Annotated in this window: 22 protein-coding genes; 15 read left to right on the top strand and 7 right to left on the bottom strand. The window is 71.1% G+C overall.

What is annotated here, in order from left to right; all coding sequences use genetic code 11:
• Positions 1–37 precede the first annotated feature (37 nt).
• Together M1O15_RS02515 and M1O15_RS02520 are read right to left on the bottom strand one after the other, a co-directional pair.
• Positions 38–1,120: an inositol-3-phosphate synthase gene (locus tag M1O15_RS02515; RefSeq protein ID WP_248631491.1), complete on the bottom strand. Its 1,083-nt coding sequence runs from the start codon at positions 1,118–1,120 to the stop codon at positions 38–40.
• 46 nt (positions 1,121–1,166) lie between these two features.
• Entirely contained in the window at positions 1,167–1,850 is a 684-nt protein-coding gene (locus M1O15_RS02520) for a PadR family transcriptional regulator (protein WP_248631492.1), read from the bottom strand.
• Between the two features lie 394 nt (positions 1,851–2,244).
• On the opposite strand from M1O15_RS02520, the gene M1O15_RS02525 reads away from it, so the two are divergent.
• On the top strand, positions 2,245–5,043 hold the full coding sequence (locus M1O15_RS02525; protein ID WP_248631493.1) for a transglycosylase domain-containing protein: 2,799 nt from the start codon (positions 2,245–2,247) through the stop codon (positions 5,041–5,043).
• A 168-nt stretch (positions 5,044–5,211) separates the two neighbouring features.
• Positions 5,212–6,699, top strand: coding sequence for a glycosyltransferase family 87 protein (locus M1O15_RS02530; RefSeq protein WP_248631494.1), 1,488 nt, complete (start codon positions 5,212–5,214; stop codon positions 6,697–6,699).
• 71 nt (positions 6,700–6,770) lie between these two features.
• Here M1O15_RS02530 and M1O15_RS02535 read toward each other — a convergent pair whose 3' ends face one another.
• The 3 genes from M1O15_RS02535 to M1O15_RS02545 all read right to left on the bottom strand — a co-directional run bounded on the left by M1O15_RS02535 (position 6,771) and on the right by M1O15_RS02545 (position 9,594).
• On the bottom strand, positions 6,771–7,802 hold the full coding sequence (locus M1O15_RS02535; protein ID WP_248631495.1) for an alanine racemase: 1,032 nt from the start codon (positions 7,800–7,802) through the stop codon (positions 6,771–6,773).
• A 145-nt stretch (positions 7,803–7,947) separates the two neighbouring features.
• Positions 7,948–9,066 carry a lipid II:glycine glycyltransferase FemX gene (locus M1O15_RS02540; RefSeq protein WP_248631496.1) on the bottom strand — a complete coding sequence of 373 codons (1,119 nt, stop codon included), beginning with the start codon at positions 9,064–9,066 and terminating at the stop codon, positions 7,948–7,950.
• A gap of 204 nt (positions 9,067–9,270) precedes the next feature.
• Positions 9,271–9,594 (bottom strand): hypothetical protein, encoded by a 324-nt coding sequence (locus M1O15_RS02545; RefSeq protein WP_248631497.1) that lies wholly within the window; start codon positions 9,592–9,594, stop codon positions 9,271–9,273.
• 270 nt (positions 9,595–9,864) lie between these two features.
• Here M1O15_RS02545 and rpsF point away from each other — a divergent pair, with 270 nt between their 5' ends.
• From rpsF to rplI, 4 genes are all read left to right on the top strand, one after another.
• Complete coding sequence (gene rpsF / locus M1O15_RS02550; RefSeq protein WP_093655579.1) at positions 9,865–10,155, top strand: 30S ribosomal protein S6; 291 nt, start codon at positions 9,865–9,867, stop codon at positions 10,153–10,155.
• Positions 10,156–10,226: 71 nt separating this feature from the next.
• Positions 10,227–10,817 (top strand): single-stranded DNA-binding protein, encoded by a 591-nt coding sequence (locus M1O15_RS02555; RefSeq protein ID WP_248631498.1) that lies wholly within the window; start codon positions 10,227–10,229, stop codon positions 10,815–10,817.
• 117 nt (positions 10,818–10,934) lie between these two features.
• The gene (gene rpsR, locus M1O15_RS02560) at positions 10,935–11,171 is read left to right on the top strand and encodes a 30S ribosomal protein S18 (protein ID WP_005315025.1); all 237 of its coding nucleotides are present in this window, start codon (positions 10,935–10,937) and stop codon (positions 11,169–11,171) included.
• A gap of 18 nt (positions 11,172–11,189) precedes the next feature.
• Positions 11,190–11,636, top strand: a complete 447-nt coding sequence (rplI, locus tag M1O15_RS02565) for a 50S ribosomal protein L9 (protein WP_248631499.1) — start codon at positions 11,190–11,192, stop codon at positions 11,634–11,636.
• Between the two features lie 145 nt (positions 11,637–11,781).
• On the opposite strand, the gene M1O15_RS02570 is transcribed toward rplI, so the two are convergent.
• A complete protein-coding gene (locus M1O15_RS02570; protein WP_248631500.1) occupies positions 11,782–13,131 on the bottom strand; it encodes an MATE family efflux transporter in 1,350 nt (449 codons plus the stop codon).
• 441 nt (positions 13,132–13,572) lie between these two features.
• Here M1O15_RS02570 and dnaB point away from each other — a divergent pair, with 441 nt between their 5' ends.
• Positions 13,573–15,057 carry a replicative DNA helicase gene (gene dnaB, locus M1O15_RS02575; protein ID WP_248631501.1) on the top strand — a complete coding sequence of 495 codons (1,485 nt, stop codon included), beginning with the start codon at positions 13,573–13,575 and terminating at the stop codon, positions 15,055–15,057.
• A 41-nt stretch (positions 15,058–15,098) separates the two neighbouring features.
• Here the strand turns inward: dnaB and M1O15_RS02580 are convergent, their stop codons facing one another.
• On the bottom strand, positions 15,099–15,665 hold the full coding sequence (locus M1O15_RS02580) for a dihydrofolate reductase family protein (RefSeq protein WP_248631502.1): 567 nt from the start codon (positions 15,663–15,665) through the stop codon (positions 15,099–15,101).
• Between the two features lie 218 nt (positions 15,666–15,883).
• On the opposite strand from M1O15_RS02580, the gene M1O15_RS02585 reads away from it, so the two are divergent.
• From M1O15_RS02585 to M1O15_RS02620, 8 genes are all read left to right on the top strand, one after another.
• Positions 15,884–16,477 carry a TetR/AcrR family transcriptional regulator gene (locus tag M1O15_RS02585; protein WP_248631503.1) on the top strand — a complete coding sequence of 198 codons (594 nt, stop codon included), beginning with the start codon at positions 15,884–15,886 and terminating at the stop codon, positions 16,475–16,477.
• Positions 16,474–17,385: an alpha/beta fold hydrolase gene (locus tag M1O15_RS02590; protein WP_248631504.1), complete on the top strand. Its 912-nt coding sequence runs from the start codon at positions 16,474–16,476 to the stop codon at positions 17,383–17,385. Before M1O15_RS02585 ends, M1O15_RS02590 begins: the two co-directional genes overlap by 4 nt.
• 63 nt (positions 17,386–17,448) lie before the next feature.
• On the top strand, positions 17,449–17,859 hold the full coding sequence (locus M1O15_RS02595) for a VOC family protein (RefSeq protein ID WP_248631505.1): 411 nt from the start codon (positions 17,449–17,451) through the stop codon (positions 17,857–17,859).
• A gap of 15 nt (positions 17,860–17,874) precedes the next feature.
• Positions 17,875–18,294 carry a LysE family translocator gene (locus M1O15_RS02600; RefSeq protein ID WP_282576214.1) on the top strand — a complete coding sequence of 140 codons (420 nt, stop codon included), beginning with the start codon at positions 17,875–17,877 and terminating at the stop codon, positions 18,292–18,294.
• A 151-nt stretch (positions 18,295–18,445) separates the two neighbouring features.
• Positions 18,446–18,622 carry a hypothetical protein gene (locus M1O15_RS02605; RefSeq protein ID WP_248631507.1) on the top strand — a complete coding sequence of 59 codons (177 nt, stop codon included), beginning with the start codon at positions 18,446–18,448 and terminating at the stop codon, positions 18,620–18,622.
• A 102-nt stretch (positions 18,623–18,724) separates the two neighbouring features.
• Positions 18,725–19,906 carry a MerR family transcriptional regulator gene (locus M1O15_RS02610; RefSeq protein ID WP_248631508.1) on the top strand — a complete coding sequence of 394 codons (1,182 nt, stop codon included), beginning with the start codon at positions 18,725–18,727 and terminating at the stop codon, positions 19,904–19,906.
• 8 nt (positions 19,907–19,914) lie between these two features.
• Entirely contained in the window at positions 19,915–20,589 is a 675-nt protein-coding gene (locus M1O15_RS02615; protein WP_248631509.1) for a hypothetical protein, read from the top strand.
• A 124-nt stretch (positions 20,590–20,713) separates the two neighbouring features.
• A complete protein-coding gene (locus M1O15_RS02620; protein ID WP_248631510.1) occupies positions 20,714–22,090 on the top strand; it encodes a serine hydrolase domain-containing protein in 1,377 nt (458 codons plus the stop codon).
• Positions 22,091–22,120: the final 30 nt, after the last annotated feature.

Consider the following 22,120-nt stretch of genomic DNA (forward strand, 5'->3'; position numbering starts at 1 on the left):
TTCGACTGGCGGGTACGCCGTCATCGAGACGCCGAGATCAGCGCTCGACCTCGCCCTTGATGAACTTCTCGACGTTGATGCGGGCCTCGTCGTCGAAGTACTGCACCGGCGGGGACTTCATGAAGTACGAGGACGCGGAGAGGATCGGGCCGCCGATGCCCCGGTCCTTGGCGATCTTCGCGGCGCGCAGCGCGTCGATGATGACACCCGCCGAGTTCGGCGAGTCCCACACCTCCAGCTTGTACTCCAGGTTCAGCGGGACGTCGCCGAAGGCACGGCCCTCCAGGCGGACATAGGCCCACTTGCGGTCGTCCAGCCAGGCCACGTAGTCCGAGGGGCCGATGTGGACGTTGTTCTCGCCGAGGTCCCGGTCCGGGATCTGCGAGGTGACGGCCTGGGTCTTGGAGATCTTCTTGGACTCCAGCCGCTCCCGCTCCAGCATGTTCTTGAAGTCCATGTTGCCGCCGACGTTCAGCTGCATGGTGCGGTCCAGGATGACGCCCCGGTCCTCGAACAGCTTCGCCATCACCCGGTGCGTGATGGTGGCGCCGACCTGCGACTTGATGTCGTCGCCGACGATCGGGACACCGGCCTCGGTGAACTTGTCCGCCCACTCCTTGGTGCCGGCGATGAAGACCGGGAGGGCGTTGACGAAGGCGACCTTGGCGTCGATGGCGCACTGCGCGTAGAACTTCGCCGCGTCCTCGGAGCCCACCGGCAGGTAGCAGACGAGGACGTCCACCTGCTTGTCCTTGAGGACCTGGACGATGTCGACCGGCTCCTCGGCGGACTCCTCGATGGTCAGCCGGTAGTACTTGCCCAGACCGTCCAGGGTGTGGCCGCGCTGGACCGTGACACCGCTGGAGGGCACGTCGCAGATCTTGATGGTGTTGTTCTCGCTGGCGCCGATGGCGTCCGAGAGGTCCAGGCCGACCTTCTTCGCGTCCACGTCGAAGGCGGCGACGAACTCCACGTCCTTGACGTGGTAGTCGCCGAACTGGACATGCATCAGACCCGGCACCTTGGCCGCCGGGTCGGCGTCCTTGTAGTACTCGACGCCCTGCACCAGCGAGGCGGCGCAGTTGCCCACGCCGACGATGGCTACGCGAACCGAACCCATTCCGGTTGCTCCCTGTGTTCTCTGAAGACCCGCCTGGCGGCGGGTCTCACTTGTCGGTGTCGTCGGACGGATCCGGCCGGGTACTGCCCCCGTGCCGGGGCAGGCCGCCCGTGTCTGAGGATGTGTCGTCCTGCCGGGCGGGACGACCGGGGGTGGCGGGCCGCTGGTCGCGGCCGGCCCGCTCGCTCTCGATGAGCTCGTTGAGCCAGCGCACCTCGCGCTCCACCGACTCCATGCCGTGCCGTTGCAGCTCCAGCGTGTAGTCGTCCAAGCGCTCGCGGGTACGCGCCAGGGAGGCGCGCATCTTCTCCAGGCGCTCCTCCAGGCGGGTACGCCGGCCTTCCAGCACCCGCATCCGCACCTCGCGCTCCGTCTGCCCGAAGAAGGCGAAACGGGCGGCGAAGCTCTCGTCCTCCCAGGTGTCGGGCCCGGTGTGGGAGAGCAGCTCCTCGAAGTGCTCTTTCCCCTCCGCCGTCAGCCGGTAGACGATCTTGGCGCGCCGGCCCGCGAGCGACGCGGCCAGGGCCTCCTCCGGGGCGCTGCCCGGTTCCTCGATCAGCCAGCCGTTTGCGACCAGCGTCTTGAGGCAGGGGTAAAGCGTCCCGTAACTGAAGGCCCGGAAGATGCCGAGTGAGGTGTTGAGCCGCTTGCGCAGCTCATAGCCGTGCATCGGCGCCTCGCGGAGCAGGCCGAGGACGGCGAACTCGAGGATGCCGGAGCGTCTGCTCACCCGTCTTCTCCTCATTCCGCCGCCGCGCTCGGTGCCGTTCCGTGTGTCCACGTGTCGGCGCGCTATGCCGTTCCGATGTATCGGATCGATACATCCCGACGATAGATGTGGCTCGGAAGTGCGACAAGGGCGACCCGGGTGAGCGGCGTCACATACGCGGTTCGCAGTAAGTGACTTGCCTGATTTGGGGGGAACTTCGGTCCCCGGGGGTTTGGCGCCCTGCGTAGTCTGTGCGGCATGCACACCACTGGGAACCGTGAGGCACCGGGAGGCGTCTTCTCCTCGGGTGCAGTGCGGATGAGCCCCGACATGTGCTCGTCCGTATCCATGTCGGGGGACCGGAACTCAAGAGCCGCTTCCAGGCCCGCGGGCCTGCCCGAGGAGTAGTCGTTCGATGAGCGAGCACCGTCGCAAACCGCCGCAGCCGCAAGGTGGCGGTCGTGCCGCGGCCAGACGAGCCGCCCAGCAGTCCTCCGGACGCCGGGCGGCTTCCGGTCATCCGGCAAGCGGCGCCGGAGCGCCGCACGGGTCGTACGGCGAGGAGCCGGCCTACGGCAGCCGTGCCGAGGCCCGCCGGGCCGCTCAGCGCGGCGGCGGCCGCCGCCGGGGCGCCGCGACCGCCGCGGGCGGCCCTCCCGGGAAGAAGCGCCTGATCGACTACCCCCGGGCCGGCAAGCACGGCTGGCGGCACTGGACGCCGTCCTGGAAGCTGGTCGGCGGACTGTTCCTCGGGTTCGTGGGGTCGCTGCTGGGCGCCTCGGTGATCGCCTACGCCTGGGTGGACCTGCCGAACATGGCGAACACCGCCAAGGCGCAGAACAACGTCTACTACTGGTCCGACGACAGTCAGATGGCCGCGACCGGTGGCGAGATCAACCGGCAGAACCTCAAGTACGAAGACATCCCCAAGGCGATGCAGAACGCGGTCATCTCCGCGGAGAACAAGAGTTTCTGGGACGACTGGGGGGTGGACCCCAAGGGCATCGGCCGCGCCTTCTACAACATGGCGACCGGCGGCGACACCCAGGGCGGCTCGACCATCACCCAGCAGTATGTGAAGAACGCCATGCTGGACGACCGCAGCCAGACCGTCTCCCGTAAGGCCAAGGAGCTCTTCATCTCCCTCAAGGTCGGCCAGAAGGTCTCCAAGGAGGAGGTGATGGCGGGCTATCTCAACACCTCCTACTACGGCCGGGGCGCCTACGGCCTCCAGGCCGCCGCCCGCACCTACTACAGCAAGAGCGCGGACGAGCTCGACGCCAGCGAGTGCGCCTTCCTCGCCGGACTGCTCAAGGGCTCCACCTACTACGACCCGGCCGGCGCGCCGGAGATCGACCCCAAGGGCGCCACCCCGGAGGCCAACACCAAGCGCGCCACCGAGCGGTGGAGCTGGATTCTCGGCCAGATGGTGCAGGACGGAAGCCTGAAGGCCACGGACCGGGCCAAGTTCACCAAGTTCCCGATGCCCAAGCCGCCGAAGAAGGAAGCCAAGCTGGGCGGGCAGATCGGTTATCTGGTCGACCTGGCCAAGGCCAACTTCATCAACAGCAACGGCCAGGGGATCACGGCCAAGGACCTCGCCGAGGGCGGCTACGAGATCCACACGACCTTCGACAAGAAGAAGGTCAAGCTGCTGGAGCAGTCGGTTCAGAAGGTCTACGACAAGCACATCGACCCGGAGAAGCGCCCGGACACGGACACCCACGTCCAGTTCGGCGGCGCCTCGATCGATCCGAGGACCGGCGCCATCGCCGCCATCTACGGCGGCCAGGACGCCACCAAGCACTTCACCAACAACGCCGACAAGACCGGCGCCGCGGTCGGCTCGACGTTCAAGCCGTTCGTGCTGGCCGCCGCCATGCGGGACGGGGTGCGCGACCCGGCGGGAGGCCCCGAGCAGGGCCCGGAGAGCCGCAAGATCATCGATCCCGACACGGCGATCTACAACGGCGACAACAAGTTGAAGATCAAGAACTTCGACGGCAGCGTCTGGCACGACGAGAACGGCAAGGAGTGGCTCCAGGCCAACGACGAGAAGAAGAACTACGGGCCGATCGACCTGCGTGAGGCGATGGTCCACTCCGCCAACTCGCCGTTCGTGCAGCTCGGCATGGACATCGGCATCAAGCAGGTCCGGCAGGCGGCGATGGACGCCGGTCTGCGCGAGGACAGCCTGATCGGCGCCGATGTGCCGTCCTTCTCCATCGGCATCTCCGACCCCAGCGCCATCCGGATGGCCGGCGCCTACGCCACCTTCGCCGCCAACGGCAAGCAGCGCGAGCCGTACTCGGTGACCAAGGTCGAGAAGCTCGGCGAGGTCGTCTACCAGCACGACGACAGCGGGGCCCGCCAGCCCTTCTCCAGCGCGGTCGCCAGCAATGTCACCGATGTGCTCCGGGACGTGGTCAAGGAGGGCACCGGCACCAACGCGGCGATTCCCGGGCGCCCGGTCGCCGGCAAGACCGGCACCACCGACGGCAACAAGTCCGCCTGGTTCGTCGGCTACACCCCGCAGCTGGCCACCGCCATCGACATGTACCGGCTCGACGACGACGCCTCCAACAAGAAGCGCCAGTTCGAGGAGATGTTCGGCACCGGAGACCAGCCGAAGATCCACGGCTCCTCGTTCCCGTCGCAGATCTTCCAGTCGTACATGTCCGCGGCGCTCAAGGGCGAGAAGGTGATCCAGTTCCCCGAGCCCGAGGATCTGGACGCCGACAGCTTCTACGGCGGCGGGGCCAAGAGCCCCGATCCGACCCCGTCCAAGGAGGAGCCGAGCACCAGCCCCTCCCCGAGCGACTCGCCGAGCACCAGCCCGTCCCCCACCCCGTCCAAGGAGCCGAGCGAGGAGCCGTCGAGCCCCGAGCCGACCGACGACTGCGATCCCTTCGACCCGACCTGCGACGACGGCGACAACGGGGGCGGCGATCCCAACGGCGGCCAGGACGGCGGTGCCATCGACGGCGGTGCCACCGACGGCCAGAGCGATGGCGGAGCCACCGACGGCGGGACGATAGACGGCCAGACGGGCGGCCAGCCGAACGGCGGTCAGGCCAATGGCGGTCAGGTCAACGGAGGCCAGGCCAACGGGGGCCAGGCCAATGGCGGCCAAGCCAACGGCGGACAGGCCAACGGGGGCCAGGCCAATGGCGGACAGGCCAACGGAGGCTGGCTGGGCGGACGGGACGGCTGATCCCGCCCGCCGGGCAGGCCCCTCGCCCGTAACGCGTCACCGGGCCGCCGCGCCCCGCGTACCGCACCGTCACCGGTCGGACCGCGGGGAGCGGCGGCCCTCGCCGTACCCGTGCCCAGGCCGTCGCGCCGGGCCCGGTCCTCAGGGCCGTACGGCAGGATGTCCCCCATGCCGATCCCGGAGAAGACGACGAGCGCGCACCGCGACCGGTCCGAGGTGGCCCCGACCCGGCAGGACGAGGTCGCCGCCGCGGGCAGCGAACTGGTCGGCGGGCGCTTCGGCCGCTGGGCGCGGCCCGGGGCGTCGGCGCTCACCCCGGTACGCGTCATCGCGCTGACGGCGATCGGGATGTTCGCCCTCGGCATGGTGCAGAAACTGCCCTGCTACAACTGGGCCTGGTTCCGCGGCACCAGCTCCCAGTACACCCACGCCTGCTACTCCGACATCCCGCACCTGTTCGTCGGGCGCGGCTTCGCCGACGGGCTGGTGCCGTACGTCGACCGGCTCGGTGGGGACATGCAGTACCTGGAGTACCCGGTGCTGACGGGGCTGTTCATGCAGGTCGCGTCCTGGCTGACGCTGCCCTTCGACGGCGACCTGATGTACCGCGAGCAGATGTACTGGCTGGTCAACGCCGCCCTGCTGATGGCCTGCACCGCGGTGCTCGCGGTCTGCACGGCCCGCACCCACCGGCGCCGCCCGTGGGACGCGCTGCTGGTCGCCCTGGCGCCCGCCCTGGCGCTGACCGCCACCATCAACTGGGACCTGCTCGCGGTGGCGCTGACCGCGGCCGCGATGCTGATGTGGTCCCGCGGCCGGGCGCTGGCCTGCGGGGTGCTGCTGGGGCTGGCCACCGCCGCGAAGTTCTACCCCTTCCTGCTGCTGGGGCCGCTGCTGGTGCTGTGCTGGCGGGCCGGGAAGTGGCGGGCGTTCGGCTCGGCGCTGCTCGGCGCGGTCGGTGCCTGGCTGGCGGTCAACGTCCCGGTGATGCTGCTCGCCCCGGAGGGCTGGCGGAAGTTCTACAGCTTCAACCGGGAGCGCGGGATCGACTTCGGCTCGTTCTGGCTGATCATCACCCAGCGCAGCGGTACGGAGATCACCGCCGGAGCGGTCAACGTCTATGGGATGCTGCTGGTGCTGCTGGCCTCCGCCGGGATCGCGGTGCTGGCCCTGGCGGCGCCGCGCCGGCCGCGCTTCGCCCAGCTGGCCTTCCTGCTGGTGGCCGTGTTCATCGTGACCAACAAGGTCTACTCGCCGCAGTACGTGCTCTGGCTCATCCCGCTGGCCGCGCTGGCCCGCCCCCGGTGGCGGGACTTCCTGATCTGGCAGGGCTGCGAGGTGCTGTACTTCCTCGGCATCTGGATGTACCTGGCGTACACCTCCAGCGGGGAGAAGCAGGGCCTGCCGACGGAGGGCTACCAGTTCGCGATCGTGCTGCACCTGGCCGGGACGCTCTATCTGTGCGCGGTGGTGCTGCGCGACATCCTGATGCCGGAGCGGGACCCGGTGCGCCGGGACGGCTCCGACGACCCCTCGGGCGGTGTCCTGGACGGCGCCGAGGACGTCTTCACCCTCGGCGGCAGCGCGGGCCGGGACTCCTACGCCGCCCCGATGCTCCAGGGGCCGCGGGTGGACTGGGGCGCGCCCCGGGAGTGACCGGGGCCCGGTACGGACGCGTACGGCGGCGGCGCGGCTGCCGAGGGGCCGCGCCGCCGCCGTTCACGGGCCTAGCGCTCGACGATGCGGTCGTACTGGGTGGTGGTGTGCCGCAGATGGGCGACCATCTCGTCGCCGACCCGGGGCTCCTGCGCGTCGGCGGGCACGAACAGGATGGACACCTGCATGTGCGGGGGCTCGGCGAACCAGCGCTGCTTGCCGGCCCAGACGAAGGGCGAGAGGTTGCGGTTGACCGTGGCCAGGCCGGCCCGGGCGACGCCCTTGGCGCGCGGCATCACCCCGTGCATGGCCTTGGGGGCCTCCAGGCCCACCCCGTGCGAGGTGCCGCCCGCGACGACGACCAGCCAGCCCTCGGAGGCGGTCTTCTGCTGGCGGTAGCCGAACCGCTCGCCCTTGGCGACCGGGGTGACGTCCAGCACCGCGCCGCGGTACTCGGTGGCCTCGTGGTCGCCCAGCCACAGCCGGGTGCCGATCCGCGCCCGGAACCGGGTCTGCGGGAACTGCTGCTGGAGCCGGGCCTGCTCCTCGGCGCGCAGATGGCTGACGAACATGGTGTGCAGCGGCAGCCGGGCCGCGCGCAGCCGGTCCATCCAGGCGATGACCTCCTCGACGGCGTCGGTGCCGTCGGTGCGGTCCAGCGGCAGGTGCAGGGCGAAGCCCTCCAGCCGTACGTCCTCGATGGCCGCGTGCAGCAGGTGCAGGTCCTGCTCGCTGATGCCGTGCCGCTTCATCGAGCTCATGCACTCGATGACGACCCGGGCGCCGACCAGCGCGTGCACCCCGTCGACGGAGGACACCGAGCGGATGACCCGGTCGGGCAGCGGGACGGGCTCCTCACCGCGCCGGAACGGGGTCAGCACCAGCAGGTCGCCGCTGAACCAGTCCTTGATGCAGGCCGCCTCGTAGGTGGTGCCGACGGCGAGGACGTCGGTGCCGAGCCGGGCCGCCTCCTCCGCGAGCCGCTCGTGCCCGAAGCCGTAGCCGTTGCCCTTGCAGACCGGGATCAGCCCGGGGAACTGGTCGAGCACGGTCTTCTGGTGCGCCCGCCAGCGAGCGGTGTCGACGTAGAGGGAGAGCGCCATGGCCGGGACTGACCCTTTCTCAGAGCTGCGGTGTCGTGGATACGGGAAACGGGGGGGGCGGGATGCGTCGGCGGTGCCGCCGCGCGGTGTCCGCACGGGTGTGCGGTGGTGCGGCGGTCCGTACGAGACTACGGGGCCGGTGCGGTCAGCGGCGCGACATGTAGATGTCGAGCGCCTTGTGCAGCAGCTTGTTCAGCGGGAAGTCCCACTCGCCGATGTACTCCACGGCCTCGCCGCCGGTGCCGACCTTGAACTGGATGAGGCCGAAGAGGTGGTCGGTCTCGTCCAGCGAGTCGGAGATGCCGCGCAGGTCGTAGACGGTGGCGCCCATGGCGTACGCGTCCCGCAGCATCCGCCACTGCATGGCGTTGGACGGGCGGACCTCGCGGCCGATGTTGTCGGAGGCGCCGTAGGAGTACCAGACGTGCCCGCCGACGACCAGCATGGTCGCGGCCGACAGGTTCACGCCGTTGTGGCGGGCGAAGTAGAGCCGCATGCGGTTGGGGTCCTCGTTGTTGAGGACGGTCCACATGCGCTGGAAGTACGACAGCGGGCGGGGCCGGAACCGGTCGCGGACAGCGGTGATCTCGTAGAGCCGCTGCCACTCCTCCAGGTCGTGGTAGCCGCCCTGGACGACCTCCACGCCGGCCTTCTCGGCCTTCTTGATGTTGCGGCGCCACAGCTGGTTGAAGCCCTTGAGGACCTCGTCCAGCGAGCGGTTGGCCAGCGGCACCTGGAAGACGTAGCGCGGCTGCACGTCGCCGAAGCCGGCGCCGCCGTCCTCGGCCTGCTGCCAGCCCATCTTGCGCAGCCGGTCCGACACCTCGAAGGCGCGCGGCTCGATGTGGGTGGCCTCCACGTCCCGCAGCCGCTTGACGTCGGGGTCCTGGATGCCGGACTTGATCGCGCCGGCGTCCCAGCGGCGGATCACCACCGGCGGGCCCATCTTCACCGAGAAGGCGCCCTGCCGCTTGAGGTGCGCCAGCATCGGCTGCAGCCAGTCGTCGAGGTTGGGCGCGTACCAGTTGATCACCGGGCCCTCGGGCAGGTACGCCAGGTACCGCTTGACCTTGGGCAGCTGCCGGTAGAGCACCAGCCCGGCGCCGACCAGCTGCCCGTGGGCGTCGAACCAGCCGAGGTTCTCCGAGCGCCACTCGGACTTCACATCAGCCCATGCGGGGACCTGGCAGTGACTCGCCGCCGGCAGGCTCTGGATGTACGCCAGATGCTGTTCTCGGCTGATGGTCCTCAGGGTCAGGCTCATGCGGGGCGCTCCTCGGCAGGTGTGTCCCCATGGGTTCAGGGGCTCCGGCTCTCGCGCCGAAGCCTACTGGCACCGGGGAGCGCCCTCACGGGGCCGTGCGCCGGACGGGGACCGGACCGCGTTCCGCACGGTCCCCGGGGGTGGCGGGACCGCCTGGGGACCGTACGGCGCGGTGTACGCGATCGGTGCGCGGTGCGCCGCGGGTCAGCCGAGCACACCGCCGAAGAGGCCGCCGTGCGCCAGTCCCAGCCCGAGGCCGAGCGCGGAGGCGCCCATGCCGATGATCAGGCCGGTGCGCTCGCGGGTGGTCACGGAGACGTACTGGCCGTATGCACCGGCGACCACGCCGATCAGACCGGTCCAGGAGCTGATCAGGTGGAGGCTGTGGAACTGGGCCGTCACGAACGCGATGGCGCCGAGCACCAGGGTCACCGCCATCAGGGTGTCCTGGAGCGGATGCGGCTTGCCGTCGGTGGCGAACAGGGACGAGGAGGGATGACGACGGGGTCGTTGGAATGCCTGGGCCATGGGGCACCTCCTGGCTCGCAGCAGCGCGGCGCCGGGTAGCGGCGCACACACCCGTTGTGTACAGAGTGGGCCCCCTGCGCCGGCGATTTCAACCGGAAGGCGCTGTGCGGGTACTCTGAACGGTCTGCACCGGTATCCCGTCATGCCCGAAAGCAGTCACCGCCTCATCGGCGGTGCCTGTCAGTGGTGACGGCTACCGTTGCGCACGCATCACGACCCTCCTGCCACGGAACGACCGTGGCCGCTGAGTCCAAAGGAGGTGGGTTCCACATGCGTCACTACGAGGTGATGGTCATCCTCGACCCCGATCTGGAGGAGCGCTCTGTCTCCCCCCTGATCGAGAACTTCCTCTCCGTCGTCCGTGAGGGCAACGGAAAGGTCGAGAAGGTCGACACCTGGGGCCGTCGTCGTCTCGCTTACGAGATCAAGAAGAAGCCCGAGGGCATCTACTCGGTCATCGACCTGCAGGCCGAGCCTGCGGTCGTCAAGGAGCTCGACCGCCAGATGAACCTGAACGAGTCGGTCCTCCGGACCAAGGTCCTCCGCCCCGAGACCCACTGAGCATCCCGCTCACGGTCGTCGGGTCCGAGTAGCAGCAAGCAGCCAGCAGCAATCCCGCCGAGAGGTACCCCATGGCAGGCGAGACCGTCATCACGGTCGTCGGCAATCTTGTCGACGATCCCGAGCTGCGCTTCACCCCGTCCGGTGCGGCGGTCGCGAAGTTCCGCGTCGCGTCCACTCCCCGCACCTTCGACCGCCAGACCAACGAGTGGAAGGACGGCGAGAGCCTGTTCCTCACCTGCTCGGTCTGGCGCCAGGCGGCGGAGAACGTCGCCGAATCGCTCCAGCGAGGCATGCGCGTCATCGTGCAGGGTCGGCTGAAGCAGCGGTCCTACGAGGACCGTGAGGGCGTCAAGCGCACGGTCTACGAGCTGGATGTCGACGAGGTCGGCCCCAGTCTCAAGAACGCCACGGCCAAGGTCACCAAGACCACCGGTCGCGGTGGCCAGGGCGGCTACGGCGGCGGTGGCCAGCAGGGCGGCGGCGGCAACTGGGGCGGTGCCCCGGGCGGTGGCCAGCAGGGCGGCGGAGCTCCCTCCGACGACCCCTGGGCCACCAGCGCCCCGTCCGGCGGCGGCCAGCAGCAGGGTGGCGGCGGCGGTGGCGGCAGCTGGGGCGGCAGCTCCAGCGGCGGCGGCTACTCGGACGAGCCCCCCTTCTAGGCCCCCAGGGGCCCGTACGGCTCCGAGGGCCTGTGGCTCCTCAGGGCCGACGGCTCCGAAGGCCGACCGGGGAAGCGGGCTCGTAACCCCACTTCTTGATCACACAGGAGAAACACCATGGCGAAGCCGCCTGTGCGCAAGCCTAAGAAGAAGGTCTGCGCGTTCTGCAAGGACAAGACCGCGTACGTGGACTACAAGGACACGAACATGCTGCGGAAGTTCATTTCCGACCGCGGCAAGATCCGTGCCCGCCGCGTGACCGGCAACTGCACGCAGCACCAGCGTGACGTCGCCACGGCCGTCAAGAACAGCCGTGAGATGGCGCTGCTGCCCTACACGTCCACCGCGCGCTAAGGAGAGGGTGACCGACTTATGAAGATCATCCTCAAGCACGAGGTCTCCGGCCTCGGCACCGCCGGTGACGTCGTCGACGTCAAGGACGGATACGCCCGCAACTACCTGGTCCCGCGCGGTTTCGCGATCCGCTGGACCAAGGGTGGCGAGAAGGACGTGGCGCAGATCCGCCGCGCCCGCAAGATCCACGAGATCGCGACCATCGAGCAGGCCAACGAGATCAAGGGCCGGCTCGAGGGTACGAAGGTCCGCCTGGCCGTTCGCTCCGGCGACGCCGGTCGGCTCTTCGGTTCGGTGACCCCGGCTGACGTCGCCTCGGCGATCAAGTCCGCCGGTGGCCCGGACGTCGACAAGCGCCGTGTCGAGCTCGGTTCGCCGATCAAGACGCTGGGCTCGCACCAGGTCTCCGTGCGTCTGCACGCCGAGGTCGCCGCGAAGGTCAACGTGGAGATCGTCGCCGCCTGAGCATCGCGCTCATAGCAGCACGGGCTCATTGCAGCACGGGCTCATGGCAGCACGGGAAGGGGCCGCACCTCAGGGTGCGGCCCCTTTCGCATGATGTTTCACGTGAAACATTGGATGCCGGATGCCGGATGCCGGGCGTCGGACGTCAGCGGGTGGCGCCGGTGACGATCCACCGCCCGGACCGCGTCCGCAGCCCCAGGGTGACCAGACGGACCGCCATCATCAGCGTCATCGCCCACCACACGGCGGTCAGCCCACCGCCGAGGGCCGGCACCAGCAGGGCGACCGGGGCGAACACCGCCAGCGTCACCACCATCGCCCCCGCCAGATACGGCCCGTCGCCCGCGCCCATCAGCACCCCGTCCAGCACGAAGACCACTCCCGCGATCGGCTGGGCCAGCGCGACCACCAGCAGGGCGGGCAGCAGGGTCTCCCGTACCGTCGGGTCGCCGGTGAACAGCGGGATGAAGAGCGGCCGGGCCAGCACGATCAGCGCACCCAGCACCACACCCGAGGCCGCTCCCCATTCGACCATCCGCCGGCAGGCGCGGCGGGCGCCCTCGGCGTCCCCGGCGCCGAGGTAGCGGCCGATGATCGCCTGCCCCGCGATGGCGATGGCGTCCAGGGCGAAGGCCATCAGGCTCCACAGCGAGAGCAGGATCTGGTGCGCGGCCATCTCGGCGTCACCGAGCCGGGCGGCCATCGCGGTCGCGATCATCAGGACCGCCCGGAGGGACAGGGTGCGCACCAGCAGCGGAACGCCGGCCCGGGCGCTGTTCCGGATGCCGGCCGCGTCCGGTCGCAGCGAGGCCCCGTGGCGGCGCGCCCCCCGGACGACGACCACCAGATAGGCGGCGGCCATTCCGCACTGGGCGATGACCGTGCCCCAGGCCGAGCCGGCGATCCCGAGCCCGGCGCCGTAGACCAGCGCCACATTGAGGGCGGCGTTGGCGGTGAAGCCGGCGATGGCGACGTACAGCGGGGTGCGGGTGTCCTGGAGTCCGCGCAGCACCCCGGTGGCGGCGAGCACCATCAGCATGGCCGGGATGCCCAGGGCGGAGACGCGGAGATAGGTGGTGGCGTGCGGGGCCGCGGTGCCGGAGGCGCCGAAGAGCTCCACCAGCCAGGGTGCCAACGGAAGGGTGACGGCGAGGACGGCGACTCCCAGCAGGAGCGCCAGCCAGATGCCGTCCATGCCCTGGCGGATGGCGGCGGGCAGGTCGCCGGCGCCCACCCGTCGGGCGACGGCCGCGGTGGTGCCGTAGGCGAGGAAGACGAAGACGCTGACCGCAGTGGTCAACAGGGCCGCCGCGATGCCCAGGCCGGCCAGCTGGGGGGTGCCGAGATGGCCGACGACGGCGCTGTCGACCAGGACGAACAGCGGCTCGGCCACCAGTGCGCCGAAGGCCGGCACGGCGAGCGCGACGATCTCGCGGTCATGCCGGCGCCGCTCGCTGCGGCGTGCGTTCCCGGGGCGGGTGGGGGCCTTGGTCATGGCGGCAATCTAATCGTCCACAGGTAAGAGATGCAAGGCACTTGGGACCCTTACCTGCCGTCGGTCTCGGACCCGGCTGTGCGGGTGGTTTGCTCTGATCTTGACCTGGTGGGGAAAGTTTTTCTCCCCCACAGTCGGTGGATGGAAGAACCGCAGCTCAGAGGGGTGATGGCCGGGTCGCTATGAGTTTGTCCACATCACTGTCCCCCGCTCCGTGCACAGGTAACGGCGAGTTCTCCACAGCATCGGGGCCTTCACCCACAGGGCCTGTGGATAACCGGATTGGCTGACGGTGCCCACGGGCCTAACGTGGTGCGGCACTCGACGCGCGAGAAGCGGACCGCCGCAAGCGGAGTGGGGCACCCTGCTTTGTCAGTGTCGTGCCGTAGGAATGAGTGGCACGGCGATCATCCGCGCAGCGGATCGGGAGGAGGTGGGCCGGTGAGCATCCCCGAGCCCTTGGACGACCCGTGGACCGAAGCCGGTCCCGGTGACCGTCTGCCGGCCTCCCGTCAGCGCGGCGAGTTCGCCCGCCGGGGCAGGTCGCGCGACGAGCAGCACGAGCGCGGCGGCGAGGCTCCCTGGGACAGCGGCGCCGGCGGCTTCGAGCGGGTGCCGCCGCAGGACCTGGACGCCGAGCAGTCGGTGCTCGGCGGCATGCTGCTCTCCAAGGACGCGATCGCCGACGTCGTGGAGATCCTCAAGGGGCACGACTTCTACAAGCCCGCCCACGAGACGATCTACCAGGCGATTCTCGACCTCTACGCCAAGGGCGAGCCCGCCGACCCCATCACCGTCGTCGCCGAGCTGACCAAGCGCGGCGAGGTCAACCGGGTCGGCGGCGCCTCCTATCTGCACACCCTCGTCCAGTCCGTGCCGACGGCGGCCAACGCCCCGTACTACGCGGAGATCGTCCACGAGCGCGCGGTGCTGCGCCGCCTGGTCCAGGCGGGCACCCGGATCACGCAGATGGGATACGCCGCCGACGGCGACGTCGACGAGATCGTGAACTCCGCCCAGGCCGAGATCTACGCGGTCACCGAGCAGCGCACCAGCGAGGACTACCTGCCGCTCGGCGACATCATGGAGGGCGCGCTCGACGAGATCGAGGCGATCGGCTCCCGTAGCGGCGAGATGACGGGCGTGCCGACCGGCTTCACCGACTTCGACTCCCTCACCAACGGGCTCCACCCCGGGCAGATGATCGTCATCGCCGCCCGTCCCGCGATGGGCAAGTCGACCCTCGCCCTGGACTTCGCCCGTGCCGCGTCCATCAAGAATAACCTGCCGAGCGTCATCTTCTCCCTGGAGATGGGCCGCAACGAGATCGCCATGCGCCTGCTGTCCGCCGAGGCCCGGGTGGCGCTGCACCACATGCGGTCCGGCACCATGACGGACGAGGACTGGACCCGGCTGGCCCGCCGGATGCCGGACGTCTCCCAGGCGCCGCTGTACATCGACGACTCGCCCAACCTGTCGATGATGGAGATCCGGGCCAAGTGCCGCCGGCTCAAGCAGCGCAACGACATCCGGCTGGTGGTCATCGACTACCTCCAGCTGATGCAGTCCGGCGGCTCCAAGCGGGCGGAGAACCGCCAGCAGGAGGTCTCGGACATGTCCCGGAACCTGAAGCTGCTGGCCAAGGAGCTGGAGATCCCGGTGATCGCCCTCTCCCAGCTGAACCGAGGCCCCGAGCAGCGCACCGACAAGAAGCCGATGGTCTCCGACCTGCGTGAGTCCGGCTCCATCGAGCAGGACGCGGACATGGTGATCCTGCTCCACCGCGAGGACGCCTACGAGAAGGAGTCACCGCGCGCCGGCGAGGCCGACCTGATCGTCGCCAAGCACCGTAACGGCCCCACCGCGACGATCACCGTGGCCTTCCAGGGCCACTACTCGCGCTTCGTGGACATGGCCCAGACCTGATATCCGCGGCCCGGTGGGGTCTCAGGTGCCGGGGAAGCCGCTCAGCGCCTGATCTCGTACCTGGTCAGGACCACACCGCCGGACATCGCACGCGTCTCCAGCAGTCTCAGGTCCACCCAGCTGTCCAGCGCGGTGAAGAACGGCGTGCCGCCGCCCACCAGGACCGGATGGGTGGCGATCACATACTCGTCGATCAGCCCGGCGCGCATGGCCGCCCCGGCGAGCGTGGCGCCGCCGATGCTCATCGGGCCGCCGTCCCCGGCCTTGAGCCGGGTGATCTCGGCGATCGCGTCGCCGGTGACCAGACGGGTGTTCCAGTCGACCGTGTCGATGGTCGAGGAGAACACCACCTTCGGGGTGTCCCGCCAGGTCCGTGCGAACTCGGCCTCCGCCGGGGTGGCGTCGGGCTGCTGGTCACCGGTCGGCCAGTAGGAGCTCATCGCCTCCCACAGCTTGCGCCCGTACAGGGACAGGCCGGTCGCCTGCTCGTGGTCGAGCCACCACTGGAACAGCTCGTCGCTCGGCGGCCCGCTCCAGCCGATGTCGTCGCCGGGCGCGGCGATGTAGCCGTCCAGGGTCAGATTCATGCCGTAGATCAGTTTGCGCATGGTCCAGCCTTCCGTCCGCGGATGCCCGGCGTACGGACCGGTGCCGCGCGGTCCGGGCCGGCCGGTGGTCCTCGTCCTCGGGCTCAGCGTGGTGTACCCGGCCGTCTCGGGCAAGCCGTCCGCTCGCGACCTCACCCGGGCACCCGGAGGCCCGATAAGCGCTTGATTCCTAGGACCCCTAGCCTGAAGCTAGGGGTCCTAGGAACGAGGAGAGCGCCATGGTGCGGGCTGGACTGACGGCGGAGCGGGTGACGCTCGCGGGTGCCGAACTGGCGGACGAGGTCGGGCTGGACCGGGTGAGCATGTCGCAGCTCGCCCGGCGGCTCGGTGTCCGGGACGCGAGCCTCTACGCGCATGTCCGCGGCCTGGAGGACCTGCGCGGACGCATCGCGCTCCTGGCCGCGGACGAGAAGACCATCCGGATCGCCGAGGCGACGGCCGGGCGCGCGGGCAGGGACGCGCTGATCGCCTTCGCCGACGCCTGGCGGGACTACGCCCACGCCCATCCCGGGCGCTACGCGGCGACCCAGGCCGGGATCCGCATCGACCCCGCGCTGGCCGCTCGGGCGCCCGGGCCGCGACGGGCGATGGAGCTGACCTACGGCATTCTGCGCGGCTACGCACTGGCCGAGCCCGATCTGACCGACGCCGTCCGGCTGCTGCGCAGCGCCCTCCACGGGTTCGTCACGCTGGAGGCCTCGGGCGGCTTCGCGCACCAGCGCTCGCCGCAGGAGTCCTGGGTCCGCGCCCTGGACGCCCTGCACACCCTCCTCGCGCACTGGCCCCCGTCCCGAGCAAAGGACCCGGCATGACCGATCCGACCACCGGCCGCCTGCGCGTACCCGGCGCGACCCTGCACTACGAGGTGCGCGGCCGAGGACCGCTGCTGCTGCTGATACCCGGCGGGACGGGCGGTGCGGCCTCCTTCGACGCCGTCGCCGACGACCTGGCCGCCGAGCACACCGTCGCGACCTACGATCCGCGCGGGCTGTCCCGCAGCCCCCTGGACGATCCCGAGGCCGAGCAGCGAGTGGCCGAGCACGCCGACGACGCGTTCCGCCTCCTGGAACTGCTCTCCCCCGACGAGCCGGCCCGGGCGTTCGGCGCCAGCTCGGGGGCGATCGCGGCGCTGCACCTGCTGACCACCCGTCCCGAGCGCCTTGTACGCGTGGTCGCGCACGAGCCGCCGGTGGTGGAGGTCCTGCCGGACGCGGCCGACCACCGCGCCCTGCTCGCCCGGGTGCGGGAGACCCTCCACGCCCGGGGTCTGATGCCGGCGATGACCGAGTTCGCGGCCGGGCTCGCCGGAGAAGGCGGCAGCCGGCGGCCGGATCCCGACCCGGCCTCCCACACTGACTCGGCGGCGCCGTCCGGGGCCGGACCGGCGCTGCCACCGCACGCGGCGGCGCGAGCCGAGCGGACGATGGCCGACCTGCCGTACTTCCTCGGGCGCATCGTCCCCCGCTTCATGGCCTACCCGCCCGACCTCCACCGGCTCGCGGCGCTGTCGGACCGGCTGGTGCTCGCCGTCGGGCAGGACTCACCCGGTGAGCTGCCCCACCGCTCGGCCGCCGCCCTGGCCGAGCGGCTCGGCACCGGCCTGCGGCACTTCCCCGGCGGCCACACCGGCCTGACCACGCACCCCGCCGCCTTCGGCGCCCATCTGCGGACCGCCCTGACCGGGGCGCTGACCCCGGCGGAGGCCCCGCACACACCGTAGGAGGCCCCGGATCGGTCAGGATTCAAGAAGCGGGAGGGGATGGGCCGTACCTAGCCTGAGGGCATGGACATCACCATTCACACCAGCTTCCTCCCGCACGTCGACCCGGACGCCTCGCTGGCGTTCTACCGCGACGTCCTCGGCTTCGAGGTCCGCAGCGACGTCGGCCAGGGCACCATGCGGTGGATCGTGGTCGGGCCGTCCGGGCAGCCCGACACATCCATCCTGCTGGCGCCGCCGGCCGCCGACCCGGGGGTCACGGAGGACGAGCGCCGCACCATCGGCGAGATGATGGCCAAGGGCACCTACGGCTGGATCCTGCTGGCCACCCGGGACCTGGACGCCACCTTCGCGAAGGTGCAGTCCGGCGACGCCGAGGTGGTCCAGGAACCGACCGAGCAGCCGTACGGCATCCGCGACTGCGCCTTCCGCGACCCCGCGGGCAACCTCGTCCGGATCCAGGAACTCCGCTGAGGGACGTCTCTCGGCCTGCCGGCACCCGCGTACCAGGTCGTCACGTACGTGGGCGTCGGCTATCTGCTGTTCATGGCGTGGGACATGCTCCGGGATCGAGGAGCGCTGAGCGTCGCGGAGACCACCGAACCGACGCCGGTGCACCGGATGATCGGCCGCGCCGTGCTCGTCAACCTGCTCAACCCGAAGGTGCCCCTCTTCTTCGCCGCCTTCCTCCCCCAGTTCGTGCCGCCCGGCGAAGCCGGTTCCGTCGCGGCGCTGCTGTGGCTCGGCGCGGTCTTCATGGGGCTCACGCTGGTCGTCTTCGCGGTCTACGGGCTGTGCGCCGCCGCCGTACGGGACCGGCTGTCGGCCCGGCCCGGTGCGATGACCGGCCTGCGCCGGGTATTCGCCGCCTGCTTCGTGGGGCTGAGCGCCCGGCTGGCGGTGGCCTGAGCATGCGCTTCCGGCACACCGACGCCATCTGGGCCGAGTTCCCCGAGCTCGCCGCGGGAGCTGCTGCTGATCGGCAAGGCCTGCGCCGCCCGCACCTCGTCGACGCTGGTGGTGGACGACCGGGCCCCTGGCCGGCGCGCAGCCGCCGGAGGTGATCGCGGACTTCCTGGCCGGGAGTACCGCAAGCGCCGGGAGCGCCGCGAACGCCGCGCGTGCCGCGGGCGGCCGGGTGCGGCCGATGCCGCCGGAGGCGCGGTGGCTGGGACGGGACGACGAGGCCGCCCGCCGGCTGAAGACCGCCGCCGCGATGACGCCGGAGTTCGCCTGAGGAGGACGTGCCGCGACGGCGGGCCGAGCACCCGGTGGTGCCGGACATCGGCCGTCCGGGCGGGTTGACCTTGACGTTGCCTGAACCCCCAGAATCGCCGGCATGGATGATGGGACGGACCAATCCGACGAGCCCACCGGGGGCGCGGGAGCACCACGAGGCGTTGCCGGGGCACGGACGCAGTCGACCGGGGGGCTGCTCAACATCGGCGCCTTCGCCCGCCGGGTGGGGCTCACCCCCAGCGCCCTGCGGTTCTACGACGACTGCGGAGTGCTGCGACCCGCCCGGGTGGACGCGGTCACGGGCTACCGCTTCTACGCGGAGGACCAACGGGAGAGGGCCCTGCTGGTGCGGCGGCTGCGGGAGGCGGGGCTGCCCCTGGTGGACACCGCGGTGGTGCTGGACGGCGACCGCGAGTCGGCCCGCGCGGTGCTGGAGGACCATGTCGAACGGGTCCAGGGCATGGCGGCGGCTGCCCGTGCCGCCGCCCGGGACATCCTCCGCGACCTGGGTTCCGGCGGCGGCGATGATGACCACGGTGGGTCCTGGGCGCGGGTGGACGGTGCGGTGCTGGCGAGTGCCGTACGCCAGACCGCCGCTGCCTGCGCCGGGCCGGCGTCCCGGGCGGACCACCCCGAGCTGGGCTGCGTCCTGATCGAACTGGCCGACCACGAGGTGCGGCTGGTGGCCACCGACCGCTACCAGCTCTCCCTGCGGGTCCTGCGGCCCACTGCCGCCGAGGGGGAGCCGGTACGGATCCTGGTGGACGCCGACGAGCTGCGCGCCCTCGGGGAGTGGGCGCTGCGCCGGGAGGAGCTCGTCCTCCGCACCGACGGGCGGACGGCCCGGGTGACCGGTGGCGGCGAGAGCAGGGATGTGCCGGTGACCGCCGGCCGTTTCCCGGACTACCGCATGGTCCTGGACTCCCTTCCCCCTACCGAGCACCGGGTCGTGGTGGACCGTGCGGCACTGCGCGAGGCGGTCACCCGCTTCGGCGAGTGCCGGGCGGTGGTCCTGCGGACGGCCGAGCAGCACATCGAGGTTTCCCCGACCGGGTCCGGCGCCGGGCGGGTGATGCTGCGGGCCGTCTGCTCCGGCGGCGGACTGCTGCGGATCGCCTTCGACCCCGGCGTGCTGTATGCGGCCCTCTCCGCGGGAGTGGGCCCCGATGTCCTGCTGGATGTCGCGACGGCCGTGCAGCCCGTCCTGGTCCGCTCCGCCGACCAGGGGAGCTTCACCACCCTGGTGATGCCGGTGCGTGCCGACACCGGGACAGCCGTATGAGCCGGCCGATGGACTCCGCCAACGAGGTGGTGCGGCTGTGCGGCGAGGGCATGAGGGCGGAGGCGGCCGGCCGGGGCACCGACGCGCTCACCCTGTTCCGGCAGGCCTGGGAGCGGGCCGGTGACGACTACGAAGCCTGTGTCGCCGCCCACTATCTGGCCCGCCACCAGCCGTCCCCCGAGCAGACCCTGCACTGGAACCGGGTCTGCCTGGAGCGCGCGGACCGGGTGGGCGACGAGCGGGTGCGGGCGTTCTACCCCTCGCTGCACGCGGCCATGGGGCGGGCCCACCAGGACCTGGGGAACACGGGTGCCGCGGGGGACCACTTCGCCCGGGCCGCGCATTGCCTGGACGTGCTGCCGCCGGGCCCGTACGCGGACTGGGTCCGCTTCGCGGTGGCGGAGGGGCTGGCGGCCACCCGTGGTCCGGCCCGCCGCCCCGGCGAGCGGGAGCTCACCGCCCTCGTCCGAGGGTGGTGCGCCCGGGGCGAACTGCGGGCGCTGGCCCTGGTGCTGCCCGCCCGTCTCGGCGACACCGGAACCCAGGAGGACCGGACGCGGTTGACCACCGCCCTGCAGATGCTGCACGCCACCCGGCGGCTACCCGACGACGAGCAGCAACTCCTCGGCCGGACCATCGCCGCACTGGCGGAGGAGTCGGCCGGGGCGGTCCGGGAGGCCTGAGCCGTGTCGGGCGGCCCCGAGGCGCGCGCTGTGCCGGTGCGGACGGTGTGAGCGCGGCTGGGCCGCTCGGGTGCGGGGCGTATCGCGGTCGACAGGTCCGGAGCGCGCCCGATAGACCTGGCGCATGACGTCTTCCTTCGCTTCGCTTCTGCCCGGCACGGAGCGCGCCCTGTTCCACCGGGTCGCCCTCGCTCAGTCGGAGGGGCGCACCCCCTCCCTGGTGGGGGCGGTGGCCCGGGACGGCGCCGTGGTGTGGTCGGGCGGCCGCTCCGGCGACGGGACGCCCGACCCGGACGCCGACACCCAGTACCGGATCGGGTCGATCACCAAGCCGTTCACCGCCGTGCTGGTGATGCGGCTGCGCGATGAGGGCCTGCTGGACCTCTCCGACCCTCTGGAGAAGCATCTGCCAGGCACCGGGGTCGGGGAGGTGACCATCGCCCAGTTGCTCTGCCACTCCGCGGGCTTGGCGGCCGAGTCCCCCGCCCCCTGGTGGGAGCGGACTTCGGCGACGCTCCGTCCCGAACTCGCGGACGTGCTCGGGCCTCAGCCGTCCCTCCATCCGGCGGGTCGTCGCTTCCACTACTCCAACACCGGCTACACCCTGCTGGGTTCGCTGGTCGCCGCGGTGCGGGGGACCAGCTGGGAGGAGGCGCTGCGTACGGAGATCCTGGAGCCTCTGGGGCTGCGCCGGACGGATGTGCGCCCCTCCGCCCCGCATGCCCGGGGTTGGGCGGTGCACCCCTGGGCCGATGCCCTGCTCCCGGAGCCCTCCGAGGACCTGGGGGTCATGGCGCCGGCCGGACAGCTCTGGTCCACGGTCGGAGATCTGTGCCGGTTCGCGCTCTTCCTCGCCGAGGGCGACGCCATGGTGCTCTCCGCCGAGACGGTACGGGAGATGCGGGCTCCGGCCGCGCCCGTGCAGGAAGGGGAGTGGGACGGGGTCTTCGGCCTCGGGCTCCGGATCGAGCGGGTGGGCGGACGCACCCTGGTGGGGCATGGCGGATCACTGCCCGGCTTCCTCGCGGGGCTGCGTTTCAGCGTGGCGGACGGAGTCGCGGCAGCGGTGCTGGCGAACGCCACCTCTGGGCCTCAACCCGGAGTGGTCGCCGCCGACCTGCTGGGGATCGTCGCCGAGGCCGATCCCCGTATCCCCGCGCCCTGGAAGCCGCTGCCGAGCGTCGATCCGGAGCTGCTGGAGCTGACCGGGCCCTGGTACTGGGGGACATACGCCTATGGCCTCGCCCTCCTGGCGGACGGCGGCCTGGAGCTACGCCCGCTGCGGGGTGCCGGCCGCGCCTCCCGGTTCCGTGCGGAGCCCGGCGGCGGCTGGACCGGGCTGGACGACTACTTCACGGGTGAGACGCTGACGGTGGTACGCGGTGCGGACGGCCGGGTCAGCCATCTGGATCTGGGGTCCTTCGTCTTCACCCGCGAGCCCTATGAGCAGGGAGACGCGGTGCCGGGCGGAGTGGACCAGGACGGCTGGCGCGGCCGGTGACGACTGCGGAGGCCGGGTGATGTTTCACGT

Origin of the sequence: Streptomyces lichenis, from assembly GCF_023218175.1 — a bacterium.
In the GTDB taxonomy this organism is placed as follows: domain Bacteria; phylum Actinomycetota; class Actinomycetes; order Streptomycetales; family Streptomycetaceae; genus Streptomyces; species Streptomyces lichenis.

Excerpts from the sequence above, each read along its gene's own strand:
- M1O15_RS02515 (WP_248631491.1), bottom strand. The coding sequence starts at position 1,120 with ATGGGTTCGGTTCGCGTAGCCATCGTCGGCGTGGGCAACTGCGCCGCC.
- M1O15_RS02525 (WP_248631493.1), top strand. The coding sequence starts at position 2,245 with ATGAGCGAGCACCGTCGCAAACCGCCGCAGCCGCAAGGTGGCGGTCGT.
- M1O15_RS02530 (WP_248631494.1), top strand. The coding sequence starts at position 5,212 with ATGCCGATCCCGGAGAAGACGACGAGCGCGCACCGCGACCGGTCCGAG.
- M1O15_RS02535 (WP_248631495.1), bottom strand. The coding sequence starts at position 7,802 with ATGGCGCTCTCCCTCTACGTCGACACCGCTCGCTGGCGGGCGCACCAG.
- M1O15_RS02540 (WP_248631496.1), bottom strand. The coding sequence starts at position 9,066 with ATGAGCCTGACCCTGAGGACCATCAGCCGAGAACAGCATCTGGCGTAC.
- M1O15_RS02545 (WP_248631497.1), bottom strand. The coding sequence starts at position 9,594 with ATGGCCCAGGCATTCCAACGACCCCGTCGTCATCCCTCCTCGTCCCTG.
- rpsF (WP_093655579.1), top strand. The coding sequence starts at position 9,865 with ATGCGTCACTACGAGGTGATGGTCATCCTCGACCCCGATCTGGAGGAG.
- M1O15_RS02555 (WP_248631498.1), top strand. The coding sequence starts at position 10,227 with ATGGCAGGCGAGACCGTCATCACGGTCGTCGGCAATCTTGTCGACGAT.
- rpsR (WP_005315025.1), top strand. The coding sequence starts at position 10,935 with ATGGCGAAGCCGCCTGTGCGCAAGCCTAAGAAGAAGGTCTGCGCGTTC.
- rplI (WP_248631499.1), top strand. The coding sequence starts at position 11,190 with ATGAAGATCATCCTCAAGCACGAGGTCTCCGGCCTCGGCACCGCCGGT.
- M1O15_RS02570 (WP_248631500.1), bottom strand. The coding sequence starts at position 13,131 with ATGACCAAGGCCCCCACCCGCCCCGGGAACGCACGCCGCAGCGAGCGG.
- M1O15_RS02580 (WP_248631502.1), bottom strand. The coding sequence starts at position 15,665 with ATGCGCAAACTGATCTACGGCATGAATCTGACCCTGGACGGCTACATC.
- M1O15_RS02585 (WP_248631503.1), top strand. The coding sequence starts at position 15,884 with ATGGTGCGGGCTGGACTGACGGCGGAGCGGGTGACGCTCGCGGGTGCC.
- M1O15_RS02590 (WP_248631504.1), top strand. The coding sequence starts at position 16,474 with ATGACCGATCCGACCACCGGCCGCCTGCGCGTACCCGGCGCGACCCTG.
- M1O15_RS02595 (WP_248631505.1), top strand. The coding sequence starts at position 17,449 with ATGGACATCACCATTCACACCAGCTTCCTCCCGCACGTCGACCCGGAC.
- M1O15_RS02610 (WP_248631508.1), top strand. The coding sequence starts at position 18,725 with ATGGATGATGGGACGGACCAATCCGACGAGCCCACCGGGGGCGCGGGA.
- M1O15_RS02615 (WP_248631509.1), top strand. The coding sequence starts at position 19,915 with ATGGACTCCGCCAACGAGGTGGTGCGGCTGTGCGGCGAGGGCATGAGG.
- M1O15_RS02620 (WP_248631510.1), top strand. The coding sequence starts at position 20,714 with ATGACGTCTTCCTTCGCTTCGCTTCTGCCCGGCACGGAGCGCGCCCTG.